Source organism: Rathayibacter sp. PhB1 (genome assembly GCF_004362935.1).
GTDB classification, from domain to species: Bacteria; Actinomycetota; Actinomycetes; order Actinomycetales; family Microbacteriaceae; genus Rathayibacter; species Rathayibacter festucae.
This window is the reverse complement of the sequence record NZ_SNYD01000001.1, coordinates 423,095-437,472: the sequence shown is the minus strand read 5'-3', so window position 1 is coordinate 437,472 and position 14,378 is coordinate 423,095. Positions and strand designations below refer to the sequence as shown.

Here is a 14,378-nt window from a genome sequence, read left to right as displayed (position 1 = left end):
GAATCCGTGGGAATATCCCCAGCCGCACGTGGTTGGATGAGGATGTACATGCAAATGCATGGATCAGGTCTCGTCAGGACGGGGCCACGGAGAGAAGGAGCGCCCGATGCAGTTCGGCATCTTCACGGTCAGCGACATCACCACCGACCCCACGACCGGCCGCACCCCGACCGAGTCCGAGAAGATCGCGGCCACCGTCGCGATCGCCCAGAAGGCGGAGGAGATCGGCCTCGACGTCTTCGCGCTCGGCGAGCACCACAACCCGCCGTTCTGGTCCTCCTCCCCCACGACGACCCTCGCCTACATCGCCGCGAAGACCGAGCGGCTCCAGCTCAGCACCGCGATGGCGCTGATCACCACGAACGACCCGGTGAAGCTCGCCGAGGACTACGCGATGCTCCAGCACCTCGCCGGCGGCCGCGTCGACCTGATGCTCGGCCGCGGCAACACCGGCCCGGTCTACCCGTGGTTCGGCAAGGACATCCGCCGCGGCATCGAGCTCACCATCGAGAACTACGACCTGCTGCACCGCCTCTGGACCGAGGAGTTCGTCGACTGGGAGGGCCAGTTCCGCACGCCCCTCCAGGGCTTCCAGTCGACCCCGCGCCCGCTCGACGGCGTCGCCCCGTTCGTCTGGCACGGCTCCATCCGCTCGCCGCAGATCGCCGAGCAGGCCGCCTACTACGGTGACGGCTTCTTCGCGAACCACATCTTCTGGCCCGCCTCGCACACCGCGAAGATGGTGCAGCTCTACCGCCAGCGCTTCGAGCACTACGGCCACGGTAGCGCCGACCAGGCGATCGTCGGACTCGGCGGCCAGATCTTCCTCGCGAAGAACTCGCAGGACGCGGTCTCGCAGTTCCGCCCCTACTTCGACAACGCCCCGGTCTACGGCCACGGCCCCTCGCTGGAGGACTTCACCGAGCAGACCCCGCTCACCGTGGGCTCGCCGCAGGAGATCATCGACCGCACCCTCGGCTTCCGCGAGTACGTCGGCGACTACCAGCGCCAGCTGTTCCTGATGGACCACGCGGGCCTGCCGCTGAAGACCGTCCTCGAGCAGATGGACATGCTCGGCGAGATCCTGCCCGCTCTGCGCGCCGGCTTCGCCGAGGGCCGCCCGGCACACGTGCCGGACGCGCCCACCCACTCCTCGCTCGTCGCCGCCCGCGCCGAGCAGCCCGTCCCCGTCAGCCCCGTCCCCGTCAGCGCCTAGGAGGCCCCGCCCATGGACACCCGCAGGATCACCGTCCTCTCGGCCGGCCTCAGCACGCCGTCCTCCACCCGCCTGCTCGCCGACCGCCTGGCCGACGCGGCCGAGTCCTCGCTCACCGAGCAGGGCTTCGCCGTCGAGCGCAGCGTCGTCGAGCTGCGCGACCTCGCGCACGACGTCACGAACAACCTGCTCACCGGCTTCGCGAGCCCGGCGCTGCAGACCGCGCTCGACGCGGTGGCCGGCGCGGACGGCCTGATCGCCGTGACGCCGATCTTCACGACGAGCTACAGCGGGCTCTTCAAGTCGTTCGTCGACGTGCTCGACACCGAGGCGCTGCGCGGGCTGCCCGTGCTGCTCGCGGCGACCGGCGGCTCGCCTCGCCACTCGCTCGCGGTCGACTACGCCATGCGCCCGCTCTTCAGCTACCTGCACGCCGCTCCGCTGTCGACGACGGTCTTCGCCGCGACCGAGGACTGGGGCGGAGCCACCGAGGACGGCCGCGCGCTGCCCTCGCGGATCGAGCGGGCGGGCCGCGAGCTCGCGACCGAGGCGGCGCGCACCTCGCGCGCTCCCGCGGACCCGTGGGCGCTCGACGGCTCGTTCGAGGGGATGCTCGGCCGCCGCAGCTGAGCACCGCTTCTCTCACAGGAGCGCGGATCCGTCCAGTAGCGGCGCACGCCGATGCCCGCAGCTAGCCTCCCCTCGGAGGGCCCGCCGGTGGCCCCCGAGGGGAGGCCATGATGGCTCTGGACACGACTTCGCTCCGCAGGAGCGCCTTCGATCGGGTGACGCTGGACCGCCGCCGCTTCCTCAGCGCGCTGGGCGTCGCCGCCTCGGTGCCCGTGCTGGCCGGCTGCGGCTTCGCACCGGCCCGCCCCGCGGCGAGCGCCGACAGCGGCACCTTGACCTTCACCACCTGGGGCACGGACGCGGAGCTGGCCGGCTTCCAGCGCGCGATCGACCGCTTCCAGGAGGCGAACCCAGGCTCGACCGTGGCGCTGAACTCGGTCCCGTACGAGCAGATGTTCACCAACATCGACGCGCAGCTGCAGGCGGGCAACCCGCCGGACGTCTTCCGCGTGCCGTACTACACCTTCGGCAGCTACGCCGGTCGCGACCAGTTGCTCGACCTCACCCCGCACCTCGAGGCGGACGTCGCCGACCGCTTCACCGACCCGGCCTGGGCCGCTGTGCAGAGCAATGGCAGCCCCTTCGGCGTGCCGCACCACACCGACACCTCGCTGATCCTCTACAACACCGAGGCCCTCGCCACCGCGGGCATCACCGACTTCCCGGCCTCGCCGGAGGAGGCCTGGACCTGGGAGGAGTTCACCGAGGTCGGCCGGACGCTGCGCGCCTCGCTCCCCGCCGAGCGCTACCCCTTCGCCTACAACTGGCAGGGCAACGGCGTCACCCGCTGGCTGAGCCTGCTCTTCCAGGCCGACGGCCGCTTCCTCACCGAGGACCTCTCCGCCCCGGCCATCGACTCCGACGCGGGTCGCGCGGCGATCGACTTCAGCCGCAGCTTCTTCACCGACGGCCTCGTGCCGCCGAGCAGCTCGATCCAGGCGACGACCTACGCGAGCGACCTCTGGTACTCGCAGACGACCGCGATGACCTTCGGCGGGGCGTTCCTCATCCCGGACGCGGAGTCGACGCTCGACTTCGAGTGGGGCGCGACCTACTCGCCGCGGAACGTGCGCGGCGGCGGCGACTTCGGCGGCAACGCGCTCGTCGCGACCAAGGCGACCGCGAACCCCGAGCTCGCGGCGGCGTTCCTCGCCTTCGTGACCGAGGAGGAGTCGATGCGCGACTTCTGCGCCGGCGCCTCGCTCCTGCCCACCCGCCGCGACCTGACCGAGTCGGGCATCGAGTTCGAGGTGCGCCCCGAGCTCGCCGAGGTCTTCCTCGGCCAGGCCGGCACCGTGCAGGCCGAGGACGCGGCGCAGGTCGCCTCGCCGGACATGGCCGCGATCATCGCGGTGCTGAAGGACCAGCTCGAGCAGGCGTTCGTCGGCGGTCAGAGCACCGAGGACACGATCGCGAAGCTCAGCTCCGGCATCGCCACCGCCGTGCAGTGAGCGGCAGGATCCGGTGACCCGCACCCTCCCCGCGCCCGAGGAGGTGACGGCGCGACCGCGCCGCACCTCCCGGGCGCCCGCCGCCCGCGAGACCGTCGCCGCCTACGGGTTCCTCGCGCCGAACCTGCTGATGCTGGCGCTGTTCGTCTTCGTGCCGCTGGTCGGCGCGTTCCTGCTCAGCTTCCAGCGCACCAACGGCTTCGGCGACGGCGTCTTCATCGGCCTGGACAACTACGCGCGGCTGCTCAGCGACCCGCTGTTCTGGCGCTCGACCCTCAATACCGCGCTGTTCACGCTCATCGTCACGCCGCTCTCGATGGCGCTCGGCCTGGGCGCCGCGGTGCTGCTGAACTCGGTGCTGCCGGCCCGGCCCGTGTTCCGCTCGATCCTGATCCTGCCGATGGCCGTCTCGGGCGTCGCGACGGCGCTGATGGGCGTGCTGATCTTCGACGAGAACAACGGCGTGCTCGACGGCCTGCTGCAGACGATCGGCCTGCCGCGCATCGCCTGGCAGTCCGGCGGCGCGGCGGCCTTCGCCTCCGTGATCCTCGTCACCCTGTGGTGGCGGGTCGGCTTCAACATGCTGATCTACCTGGCCGGGCTGCAGGGCGTGAACCCCGCGCTCTACGAGGCGGCGCGGCTGGACGGCGCGAACGGCTGGCAGCAGTTCCGGCACGTGACGGTGCCGCTGGTCGGCCCGTCGACGTTCTTCCTGCTCATCCTCAACGTCATCTACTCGTTCCAGGTCTTCGACATCGTCTTCGTCCTCACCGGCGGCGGGCCGCAGAACTCCACCTCGGTGCTGGTGACCTACGCCTACGACACCGGCTTCGTCACCCGCGATCAGGGCTACGCGGCGGCGATCGGCATCGTGCTGCTGATCCTGACGATGATCTTCACCGCCGTGCAGTGGCGCACGAACCGCTCGAGGGACCTCGTCGAATGAACCGCGTCTCCCGCTCGACGACCGCGCTCCGGCTCGTCCTGGCGATCCTCGTCTCCCTCGTCATCCTGTTCCCGCTCTACTGGATGCTCGTCGTCGCGTTCTCCTCGCGCGCCGAGCTGCTCGGCGGCACGCTGCGCCTGTGGCCGCGCGAGTTCACCCTGGCCAACTTCGAGCGCGTCTTCGACTCGTTCCCGGTCGCGACCTGGTTCGGCAACTCGGTCGCGATCAGCCTCACCACCGCGCTGATCACCGTGGCGATCAACCTGCTCGGCGGCTACGCCTTCGCGCAGCTGCGCTTCCGCGGCTCGGGGGTGCTCTTCCTGCTGGCGCTGTCGACGCTGACGCTGCCCGTGCAGGTGATCATGGTGTCGCTCTTCCGGCTCGTCACCGACCTCGGCCTCTACGGCAGCTACTGGGCGGTGATCCTGCCGACGGCGGCCTCGGCCTTCGGGCTCTTCCTGGCACGGCAGTTCATCCTCGCGATCCCGCGCGACCTGATCGAGGCGGCCCGGATCGACGGGGCCGGTCACTTCCGCGTCTTCACCCGGATCGTGCTCCCGCTCTCGAAGCCGCTGATCGCCGTGCTGTTCTTCATGTCGCTCCTCGGCTCCTGGAACGACTTCGCCTGGCCGCTGATCGCGCTCAAGGAGAACGTCCTCTTCACCCTCCCGATCGGTCTGCTCTACCTGCAGGGGCAGTTCGGCAGCGACTACGGCGGAACGATGGCCTTCGCGCTGGTGAACGTGCTGCCGATGGTCGTGCTCTTCCTGATCTTCCAGCGCTACTTCGTGCAGGGCTTCGCCCGCAGCGGGCTGCGCTGAGCGGTCCCGCTCGGTGCCGGATCGACTGCTTCTATCACGGCCGTATGTCAATCCCGGCTATTGCGCTCCCCGTTGTCGCGGCACCGCGGTACCGTCTACCCAGGTGCTCGTCCTGAGCGCCACGGAGCACTCCGCTCCAGCGGAAGGCGGGTCGTCGTGAGCACCATCGCCGCCAATGCCGCCCAGCAGCGGGTGGCCGGTCGCTACTACCTGATCGAGCGGATCGGCTCCGGCGGGATGGGCTCGGTGTACCGGGCCCGCGACGAGACCGTGCAGCGCGAAGTGGCCGTGAAGGTCTTCCGCGCCGAGGCCTCCAACCCCGAGGACGTCGCCCGCCAGGAGCGCGAGGTGCGGATGCTCAGCTCCTTCGCGCACCCCGGGATCGTCAACCTCTTCGACGCCGGCCTGCACAACTTCGGCGGCGAGGTGCGCCGCTACGTCGTGATGGAGCTCGTCGCCGACCCGACCCTCGAGGCGCGGCTCGAGCCCGGCCCGATGGCACCGGACGAGGTCGCCGCGATCGGCACTCAGCTGGCCGAGGCGCTCGCGTACCTGCACGAGCGCGGCGTCGTCCACCGCGACGTGAAGCCCGCGAACATCCTGGTCAGCGAGGTCGCCTCCAGCGGCTACGCCCGCACCGCCAAGCTCACCGACTTCGGCGTCGCCCACTTCATGGACGGCTCGCGCCTCACCAGCGACGGCATCGTGATCGGCACCGCCAGCTTCGTCAGCCCCGAGCAGGTCGCCGGCGAGCCGATCAGCGGCGCCAGCGACGTCTTCTCGCTCGGCCTCGTGCTGCTGGAGGCGATCACCGGGCACCGCGAGTACTCCGGGACCGTCCTCGAGGCGGCCATCGCGCGCCTCAACCGCTCCCCCGTCGTCCCGGCTACGCTGCCCGCGCCCTGGCGCGCGCTGCTCACCTCGATGACCGAGCGCGACCCGGCGAAGCGGCCCACCGCCGACCAGGTCGCGCACCGGCTGCGCGCGGGCATGACCGTGTCGTCCGCCTCCGGGCTGGATGTGGCGTCCGCTCCCGACGGCCGCGCCGTCCGCCTCCGCCGCGCCGTCATCATCGGCTCGAGCGTCGTCGGCGTCGGCGCCGTCGCCGCCCTCTCCTGGATGCTCGGGATGCTCGCCGGCCGCTGAGCCGCACCCCCGCCGGCCGAGCAGCGGCCACCGCACATGCCGGTGGAGCAGCCGCGCAACGGCCGCCTTGCATGCTGGTCGAGCAGCCACGCAGCGGCCGCCTCTCATGGTGGTCGAGTAGCCGCGTAGCGGCGTATCGAGACCCACGCGACTCCAGCGCACAGTCCCGCCCACCGTGCACGAGAGAGCACGGATCTCGGGGCGCCTGGTGTGCGGGCCTTCGCTGAGCGCCAGCGAGCGCGCAGGAGACGACACGACCTTGTGAGTCGACGAAGCCTCACGTACCGTGACGTCCCGTCGCGCTTCGAGAGTTCGATGACCGCAGGGTCACGATTCGATCAATGGAGATAGAACATGAAGAAGAAGTACGGGGCGATTCTCGTTTCAGGTGCCGTCACCGCGGCACTCGCCTTCGCAGGCGCGCCAACCGCGGCGGCCTTCCAGGTCTACGAGGACGCAGACTTCCGCGGATACGTCTACCAGGCGACATGGGCGAAGAAGGATGGTCTAGGCACGGTCAATCGAAAGGCGTCTTCGTTGAAGACGCCGGAACGGAAGACCTTCTACGAGAACCGCGGGTATGAGGGGCGTTCAATCCGTCTGCAGGGAGATGTGTCAGCCCTGTCGAGTCTCACGTCAGGCCTGAACTGGCTGGAGACCTGGAACGACCGGATCCAGAGCTACGACTGATGAGCGGTCGACGACGGCGCCCCGGCGGACGGATCCTCCGGGGCGCCCTGGGCGCCTTCGCCTCTCTAGCAGTTCTGAGCGGCTGCGCTGGCGGCACGACCGAACCCGACGACTCCGCGCACGCCTACCTGGACTCGGTCAGCGGGGAGATCGTCATGCCGCTGAGCGAGTACGCGTTCTACGGGCGGCACGCCGACGAGCAGGTCTTCGATACGGCGGCGGAAGCCGTCGTCGGAGAGTGCATGAAGAAGAAGGGCTTCATCTACTCCGTCGCTCACACTCCGGCCGACCCGACGACCGACCTCGACGACCGGACCTTCGGGATGTGGGACGAGAAGCGCGCGGCACGCTACGGCTTCGGCTCCGCGGACTCCCCACTGGACGTCGCGCTGGGGCAGGCACGCGCGGTCGGCGGGATGCAGTGGTCCGCGGCGCGGGACGCCTGCTACGAAGACGACGAATCTGTGAGGACGGCGATCGATACCGTCAACCCGCCGCAGGACGAGTACCTGAACACTCTCGTCTCCCGTCTGGAGAGCGAGGCGCTGACGAAGGCGCGCAAGGACGAGCGCTGGCACCGGGCCCGCGAGCCGTGGGAGAAGTGCCTGAAGGACGCCGGGCTCACCCCCCAGACAGGCGAGTACTACCTGACGGAGCAGTCCTACGCGCTGCTGGGGAACGAAGGAGCGGGGAGTAGTGAAGAAGGGATCCGGCTCGCCTCGATCGAGGCCCGGTGCAACACCGAGACCCGACTGACGCAGACGCTCGCCGACCTCGAAGCCGCGTACCAGCAGCCGCTGATCGACGCGAACCAGGCGGCGTTGAACGAGGAGAAGGAGCGCAAGCAGCAACTCCTCGAGGCCGCGCGCGCGTACATCGCCGCGCATGGCTGACGGCGGCGAAGGGGTTGAGACGACCAAGCGATGGCAGCGCCATCGCACCCTGGTTCTCGGCGGTGTCGTGGGCGGTCTCATCGCGGTCGCGAGTCTCAGCGGGTGCACGGCCGACGCGATCAGACCCGACGACTCCGCGCACGCCTACCTGGACTCGGTCAGCGGCGAGATCGTGATGCCGCTGGACGAGTACGCGTTCTACGGGAGGCATGCCGACCACCAGGTCTTCAAGGCAGCCGCGCGGGCGGTGATCGTCGAGTGCGTGAAGTCGAAAGGGTTCACCACCTCTCCCGCCCGCACACAGCCCGACCCGGCGACAGACCTCGACGATCGGACATTCGGACTCTGGGAGGAGCAGCGCGCAGCGCGCTACGGCTTCGCTTTCGCGGCGTCGCCCATGGACGTCGCGCTGGAGAACGCTCGAGCGGCCGGTGGCGTGCAGTGGTCCGCAGCGTATGACGCCTGCAACCAGGGCGACGAATCCGTGATCGACACGATGGATGCCGTCACTCCGCCGCAAGACGAGCGTCTGAACAGTCTCGCCTCCCGCCTGGAGAGCGAGGCGCTGACGAGAGCGCAGAAAGACGAACGCTGGCAGCGCGCCCGCGAACCGTGGGAGCAGTGCCTGAAGGAGGCCGGGCTCACTCCCGAATCCGGGGAGCACTACATGTCGAAGCAGTCGAACGCCCTGCCGGAGTCGTACGGGGGGAGCAGCAGCGAGGAAGGGATCCGGCTCGCCTCGATCGAGGCCCGGTGCAACACCGAGAGCCGACTGACACAGACGCTCGCCGACCTCGAAGCCGCGTACCAGCAGCCACTGATCGACGCGAATCAAGCGGCGTTGAACGAGGAGAAGGAGCGCAAGCAGCAGCTCCTCGTGGCCGCGCGCGAGTACATCGCCGCGCATGGTTGACGGCGGGGGTGCAGAGCCGAGCAGCATGCGGCTCCGGCGCGTCGAGCACCCTTTGCGGGCGGTCGTCGCGACCCTGGTCCTGCTCGGCTCGATCACGGCCTCCTTCCTGACCGGGCTCCTGGTGCAGGCGCCGGACCACGGACCCGGAGAGCAGGCGCAGCAGTCGATCCAGGTCACCGCGCCTGTGGAGCGACGAGTCGTCGACTCCCGCACGGCGTTCGCCGGCAGCGTCGTCGCCGGGAGCGAGCAGGCGCTCAGCACGATCCCGTCGGGAGTCCCAGCCGTCGTCACCAGACGGACAGTCGACCTCGGCGACGTGGTCCGACCGGGGAGTCTCGTCGGCGCCGTCTCGGGACGACCCGTCTTCGCCGTGCCAGGCCCGCTGGCGCTCTACCGCGATCTGCGCACCGAGGACGAGGGCGACGACGTCTCCTCCCTCCAGCGCGCGCTCCGCGAGACCGGGGCGGACATCGAGGTGACGGGCTGGGTGGACTGGCGGACCACCGCCGCAGTGACGGAGCTCTTCGTCGACAACGGCTTCCCCGCGCCGACCGCCGCCGCCCCCGAGCCGGTGGAACCGTCGCCGACCGATCCTGACCCGTCGGAGCCCAGTTCCTCCCCAACGACCGAGGTACAGCAGCCCCGCGTCGTCCGGCCCCCGGGTCCGCTCATCCCCTCCGCGAGCTTCGTCGCGCTGGCGGCGGCTGAGGCGACGGTCACCAGCGCCCTCCCGCTCGGCGCGACGGTCACGGCTGAGGTCCCGCTGGTCCGGGTCCGCACCTCGCCGAACACCGTCTCGTTCCGGGCCGACGCGGTGAACGCTGCGACGCTGACCGACGGGCAGGAGGTGAGCATTCAGGCCGACACCCGGCAGCTCGCGGGCACGATCACGGCGATCGGGGAGTTCGTCGAGGCCTCGGACGGCAAGGCACCGGGCCGGGACGTCACGGTCGTCTCGGCCGATCCCGCCTTCGCCGGACTCTCGCCGGGACTGAGCGTCACCGTCCTTCCGGAGGCCGTGCACGAGGAGTCCCTCGCAGTGCCGACGGTCGCCCTCCGGCAGGACGCCGAGGGGACCTTCGTCCTCGTGCCGGCCAACGCCGAGGCGGACGCCGGAGCCGAGCAGCCGGAGCCCCGGCGCGTGCCCGTCACCGTCGACTACTCGGGGAACGGCTGGACCGCGATCGCCGGCGACGTCCTCGCACCCGGGAGCGAGGTGATCCTGCAGTGACCGTCGGCACGCCTCCCGCGCCGGCCGCCCTCGAGCTGACCGGGATCACCCGGACCTTCGGCGCCGACCCCGCGACCGGCATCCGGGACATCGGCATCACCGTGCGGCAGGGGGAGTTCGTCGCGATCGTCGGTCCGTCCGGCTCGGGCAAGAGCACGCTGCTCAACGTCCTCGGCCTGCTCGACACTCCGACGGCGGGCAGCTATCGCGTCTTCGGGACGGAGGTCGCCTCCCTGCGCGAGCGCGAGCGCGACCGCCTCCGGTCCCGGGTCTTCGGATTCGTGTTCCAGCAGTCGTTCGTCCTCGGCGACGTCTCCGCGCTGCACAACGCGGCCCTCGGCCTGCGCACGCAGCGCGTCCCACTCGCGGAGCGCGGCACCCGGGCGCTGGACGCCCTCGCCCGGCTCGGCGTGGAGGCGAGGGCGCACGCCGCCGGGCGGGTCCTCTCCGGCGGTGAGCAGCAGCGTCTCGCCCTCGCGCGCGCCATCGCCACCCGGCCGCGGATCGTCCTCGCCGACGAGCCGACCGGCAATCTCGACCGGGCCAACGGGACGGCGGTGCTCGACTACCTTCGCGACCTCCACGCCGGCGGAGTCACCGTCGTCCTGATCACCCACGACGAGACGATCGCGGCGGCCGCGGACCGCACGATCCGGATCGTCGACGGCACCGTCGAACCGTCGACGGCCACCTCTCCCCCAGCGCGAGCGCAGAGGGCCGAGGCGGAGGCGGGTGCCGAGGAGGCGGAACCGTCGCGCAGGAGTCCTCACCGCTGGATCACGGCGCTCGCCGACGACCTCGGCGACGCCGTCGACGTCGTCACCACCCGGCTGGCGCGCACCCTGTTCCTGCTGCTCGCCTTCGCGCTGGGGATCGGCGGTCTGGTCTCCTCGATCGGGGTCAGCGAGAGCGCCTCCGGCAGCGTCGCGGACCGGCTGAGCGCTGCCGCCCTCGACGAGGTGCGCGTCTCGGTCCCCGGCGGCACGGGACTCCTGCGCGACGACGACGACCGTCTGGACGAGTGGATCGACGCCGCGAGGTCTCTGCCGCGAGTCGCCGGAGTCGGCTCCGCCTCCGTGGCGTCGGGAGGCGCCGCCTCGATCCAGCGCCTCTCGCCGACCGAGCCGGAGAGGGGATCGCCGCTGAGGCTGATGTCCGCCTCCTCGGACTACCTGCGGCTCACAGGCGCATCGCCCGTGGGTCCGGACACCTTCGGACTCCTCGACGACCGGTCGCTGCAGGGGATCGCGATCGTCGGCCATGACGCGGCGGCGACGCTCGAGCTCCCTCCTCCAGGACCCGGCTGCCGGCTCTGGGTGAACGGCCGCACGGTCGACGTCATCGGCGTCCTCGACGCCGGGCCTCGGCAGGCCGACCTCGCCGACTCGGTGATCGTCTCCTCCGATGTCCTGCAGGGCTCGGCCGATGTCACGACGGCGCTCCTGATCCGCACCGAGCCCGGGTACCCCGCCGCCGTCGCGGAGGCGGTCCCCCTTCGGCTCGATCCCGCGAACCCCGGGCGGTTCGGCGTCGAGACCGTCGCCGACCTCCGCGATCTCCGGACGGGCATCGGCAGCGACCTCGGCGCCCTGATCGCGCTGATCTCCCTCATCCTGCTCGTCCTCGCCACCATCAGCGCCGCGACGACCCTCCACCTCTCCGTGCAGGCCAGGGCGCACGAGATCGCACTGCGCCGGGCCGTCGGCGCCAGCAGGACCGCGGTCGGACGCCTCTTCCTCGCCGAGGGCCTCCTCATCGGCCTGCTCGGCGGAGCGGTGGGCGTGGCCGTCGGGAGTGCCGCGACGCTCGTCATCGCCGGGCTCCAGGGCTGGACGCCGGTCCTCGAACCCTGGCTGCCGGCGGCGGGACTCGGCGTCGGACTCCTGACGGGGCTCGCCGCCTCGACGATCCCCGCGTGGACGGCGAGCCGCCAGGACCCGGCACTCGCGCTCCGCGCCCGGTGACAGATGCTGGTCGAGTAGCTGCGCAGCGGCGGATCGAGACCCAGCCCTCCAGAACCGAGGCCCTACGGCTCAGCTCCCGACAACGGTGGATCTACTTGGAAGAGACGCCCGCTGACATGCTGGTCGAGTAGCCCCGCAGGGGCGTATCGAGACCCACCACCGCATGGACGTCGGTCTCTTCCCCGCCCTGCGCTGGCGCAGAAGGCGCCCCCTCCGCTCGATACGCCCGCTCCGCGGGCTACTCGATCAGCATGAAGGGGCCCGCTGCGCGGGCAACTCGATCAGCATGCGAGCGGGTCAGGCCTCGCCGGGGAGGGCCTGGCGGAGGACGATGCGGGTCCAGGCGCCGACGTAGACGCGGTCGCCCTCCTCGATCTCGCGGCGCTGGCCGGTGGGGATCGGCGTCTGCGGGAGCGGGGCGCCGGCCGCGGCGAGGTAGGTGCCGTTCGCGGACTGCAGGTCCTCGACCCACCAGCGGTAGCCGTCGGTGTTGAGCTGGCAGTGGCGGCGGGAGACGCCGGAGTCGGTGCCGCAGTCGATCTGCGGCGAGATGCCGCGCGAGACAGAGGGCCGGCCGACGAGCACGGAGCGCTCGCGCAGCACGACGATCGTCGGCGGGCCGGCGGAGGGCATCGGGTCCTCGGCCCGCTGCTCGGCGTACCAGTCGGGGTCGACCCAGATCTCGGCGATCCAGGGGTCGTCCTCCTCCGCGGTCGCGGGCACGGCGGGCGCGGCCGTCGGCGTGCTCCCGGTGACCTCGGCGAGGACCTCCGTGGCAGGCGCGGCGGGCGGCGCGGTGGCGACGGGCACGTCGAAGCCGGCCTCCTCCTCCGGGACGAGCGGGGGCGGCGCACCGGGAGCGGCCGGTGCGGGCGCCTCGCCCAGGTGGGCGGCCGGATCGCCGGCCGGCGTGGCGGAGCCGCCGACCTCGCCCGGCGCTCGAACCGCGCCCGACTCGGTGAACGGGTCGGCCTCGGGCAGCGAGCCGGTGGTGAAGTCGTAGCCGCAGTTCTCGCAGAACAGCGCGCCGGCCTCGTTGGGGTAGGAGCAGTTCGGGCAGACGGCGGGACCGGTCGGGATCGCCGTGGTCGGGTCTGCGGCGCGGGGCGCGGGAGCGGACGGCGCGGCGGGCGCGATCGGCGCACCGCAGACGTCGCAGTAGTCGCCGGACTGGGAGGTGTGCCCCTCCGGGCAGCGGTAGCTCACTTGCGCACCCGCGTGGTCTTCGTCGACGCGGTGTCGAGCGCCATCTCGTCGAGGCGGGCGACGCCGCGCTTCAGCCGCACCGTCCCCTCGTTGGGGTCGTCGATCTCGACGACCTTGCGCAGCTTCGCGGTCGCCTCGTCGTTGCCCGTCGCGGCGGCGAGCTGCACGGCGCGGCCGAGCTTGACGGTCGCGGTGGCGTCGTCGCCGACGGCCTTCGCGGCGAGGCCGTCCTGGATCGCCGAGGCGAGCTCGGTCTGGCCGGTGTAGTGCGCGACGGCGGGATCGATCCGCGCGGTGAGCGCCGAGTCGTCGGTCCAGCGGGCCTTCACCAGCGCGGAGGCGACGACCTCGTCGCGCACGCTGAGCTGCACGCGGGCGGCGAGCTGCTCGGCGCCGACCGGCTTCGACGCGACGCGGACGGCCACGTGGTACTCCCGCGACTCGTCGCCCCAGGCGCCGGTCGGGTAGGAGCCGGTCAGCGGGTTCACCGAGGTGCGGCGCGAGCTGAGGTCCTCGAGGTTCGGCGCGACCTGGCGGACGAAGAGCAGCTGGGAGCCCTGCGGGGTCCAGACGCGCAGCTCGCCGTCGGCGACGCCGCGGCCCATCGACGCCTGGATCAGCTGCTCGAAGTCGGCGGCCATGTCGGCCGGGTTCGCGATCAGTCCGACGGTGCCGAGCAGCGCGCTGGCGATGGTGCGCGCCTCCTCGACGACCCAGCGGGAGCCGACGCCGCGGACGTCGCACTGGAAGACGCCGCCGGCCGCGCGGATCGCCGCGTCGAGCTGCATCCGCGACTCGTGCTCGTTCTTGCCGTCGGTGAGCAGGATGGCGTGCCGCTGCTTCGCCTCGGGGACGCTGGAGAAGAGCTGTCGGGCGAGGGTCAGCCAGGTGCCCATCGCGGTGCCGCCGTCGGCCTGGAGGTAGCCGATGGCCTCCTTCGCGGCCGCGCGGGCGCCCGGCTCCATCCGCACCATCGACACGGAGGCGTTGGGGTACGGGAAGGCGCGGTCGGCGCGCTCGGAGCCGGCGACGACGGCGAAGAAGGTGCCGTCGAGGATCTGATCGACCGCCACGGCGGCGGCGCGCTTGGCCGCGGTCATGTTCTCGCCGGTCATCGACCCCGAGCAGTCGACGATGATGATCTCGGCGGCCGCTCCGTCGCTGCCGGCCGCGCCGGTGCCCGAGGCGGTCACCGTCACGATCGCGTGCACATCCGTCGCGCCGTCCGAGAGGAACTCGTTCTGAAAGACACTCGCGCTGAACTCCGCCAT

General features: G+C 71.4%; 13 protein-coding genes. 11 read left to right on the top strand and 2 right to left on the bottom strand.

The features are described from left to right. Positions 1–106: 106 nt before the first annotated feature. The 11 genes from EDF17_RS02065 (at position 107) to EDF17_RS02015 (ending at position 11,901) form a co-directional block, all read left to right on the top strand. On the top strand, positions 107–1,216 hold the full coding sequence (locus EDF17_RS02065; RefSeq protein ID WP_123444947.1) for an LLM class flavin-dependent oxidoreductase: 1,110 nt from the start codon (positions 107–109) through the stop codon (positions 1,214–1,216). 12 nt (positions 1,217–1,228) lie between these two features. Further along, complete coding sequence (locus tag EDF17_RS02060; protein ID WP_123444946.1) at positions 1,229–1,846, top strand: FMN reductase; 618 nt, start codon at positions 1,229–1,231, stop codon at positions 1,844–1,846. 107 nt (positions 1,847–1,953) lie between these two features. After that, the gene (locus tag EDF17_RS02055) at positions 1,954–3,297 is read left to right on the top strand and encodes a sugar ABC transporter substrate-binding protein (protein ID WP_243732766.1); all 1,344 of its coding nucleotides are present in this window, start codon (positions 1,954–1,956) and stop codon (positions 3,295–3,297) included. Positions 3,298–3,310: 13 nt separating this feature from the next. Further along, on the top strand, positions 3,311–4,243 hold the full coding sequence (locus tag EDF17_RS02050) for a sugar ABC transporter permease (RefSeq protein WP_243732765.1): 933 nt from the start codon (positions 3,311–3,313) through the stop codon (positions 4,241–4,243). Continuing rightward, complete coding sequence (locus tag EDF17_RS02045; protein ID WP_123444945.1) at positions 4,240–5,064, top strand: carbohydrate ABC transporter permease; 825 nt, start codon at positions 4,240–4,242, stop codon at positions 5,062–5,064. Before EDF17_RS02050 ends, EDF17_RS02045 begins: the two co-directional genes overlap by 4 nt. Before the next feature lie 156 nt (positions 5,065–5,220). After that, positions 5,221–6,210 (top strand): serine/threonine-protein kinase, encoded by a 990-nt coding sequence (locus EDF17_RS02040; protein ID WP_123444944.1) that lies wholly within the window; start codon positions 5,221–5,223, stop codon positions 6,208–6,210. Positions 6,211–6,564: 354 nt separating this feature from the next. Beyond that, entirely contained in the window at positions 6,565–6,900 is a 336-nt protein-coding gene (locus tag EDF17_RS02035; protein ID WP_123444943.1) for a hypothetical protein, read from the top strand. Positions 6,901–7,055: 155 nt separating this feature from the next. After that, positions 7,056–7,793: a hypothetical protein gene (locus EDF17_RS02030; RefSeq protein ID WP_133671838.1), complete on the top strand. Its 738-nt coding sequence runs from the start codon at positions 7,056–7,058 to the stop codon at positions 7,791–7,793. Next, on the top strand, positions 7,786–8,706 hold the full coding sequence (locus tag EDF17_RS02025; protein WP_123444941.1) for a hypothetical protein: 921 nt from the start codon (positions 7,786–7,788) through the stop codon (positions 8,704–8,706). Before EDF17_RS02030 ends, EDF17_RS02025 begins: the two co-directional genes overlap by 8 nt. 25 nt (positions 8,707–8,731) lie before the next feature. Then, the gene (locus tag EDF17_RS02020) at positions 8,732–9,937 is read left to right on the top strand and encodes a hypothetical protein (protein WP_133671836.1); all 1,206 of its coding nucleotides are present in this window, start codon (positions 8,732–8,734) and stop codon (positions 9,935–9,937) included. Beyond that, entirely contained in the window at positions 9,934–11,901 is a 1,968-nt protein-coding gene (locus EDF17_RS02015; protein WP_123444939.1) for an ATP-binding cassette domain-containing protein, read from the top strand. Before EDF17_RS02020 ends, EDF17_RS02015 begins: the two co-directional genes overlap by 4 nt. Positions 11,902–12,198: 297 nt before the next feature. On the opposite strand, the gene EDF17_RS02010 is transcribed toward EDF17_RS02015, so the two are convergent. Then, a complete protein-coding gene (locus tag EDF17_RS02010) occupies positions 12,199–13,107 on the bottom strand; it encodes an FHA domain-containing protein (RefSeq protein ID WP_123444938.1) in 909 nt (302 codons plus the stop codon). Further along, positions 13,104–14,378 (bottom strand): VWA domain-containing protein, encoded by a 1,275-nt coding sequence (locus tag EDF17_RS02005; RefSeq protein ID WP_123444937.1) that lies wholly within the window; start codon positions 14,376–14,378, stop codon positions 13,104–13,106. Before EDF17_RS02005 ends, EDF17_RS02010 begins: the two co-directional genes overlap by 4 nt.

Bases quoted from the DNA above. Each gene is read 5' to 3' on its own strand.
- EDF17_RS02045 (WP_123444945.1), top strand. From the start codon at position 4,240: ATGAACCGCGTCTCCCGCTCGACGACCGCGCTCCGGCTCGTCCTGGCG.
- EDF17_RS02035 (WP_123444943.1), top strand. From the start codon at position 6,565: ATGAAGAAGAAGTACGGGGCGATTCTCGTTTCAGGTGCCGTCACCGCG.
- EDF17_RS02060 (WP_123444946.1), top strand. From the start codon at position 1,229: ATGGACACCCGCAGGATCACCGTCCTCTCGGCCGGCCTCAGCACGCCG.
- EDF17_RS02020 (WP_133671836.1), top strand. From the start codon at position 8,732: ATGCGGCTCCGGCGCGTCGAGCACCCTTTGCGGGCGGTCGTCGCGACC.
- EDF17_RS02025 (WP_123444941.1), top strand. From the start codon at position 7,786: ATGGCTGACGGCGGCGAAGGGGTTGAGACGACCAAGCGATGGCAGCGC.
- EDF17_RS02065 (WP_123444947.1), top strand. From the start codon at position 107: ATGCAGTTCGGCATCTTCACGGTCAGCGACATCACCACCGACCCCACG.
- EDF17_RS02005 (WP_123444937.1), bottom strand. From the start codon at position 14,378: ATGGCGGAGTTCAGCGCGAGTGTCTTTCAGAACGAGTTCCTCTCGGAC.
- EDF17_RS02055 (WP_243732766.1), top strand. From the start codon at position 1,954: ATGATGGCTCTGGACACGACTTCGCTCCGCAGGAGCGCCTTCGATCGG.
- EDF17_RS02030 (WP_133671838.1), top strand. From the start codon at position 7,056: ATGCCGCTGAGCGAGTACGCGTTCTACGGGCGGCACGCCGACGAGCAG.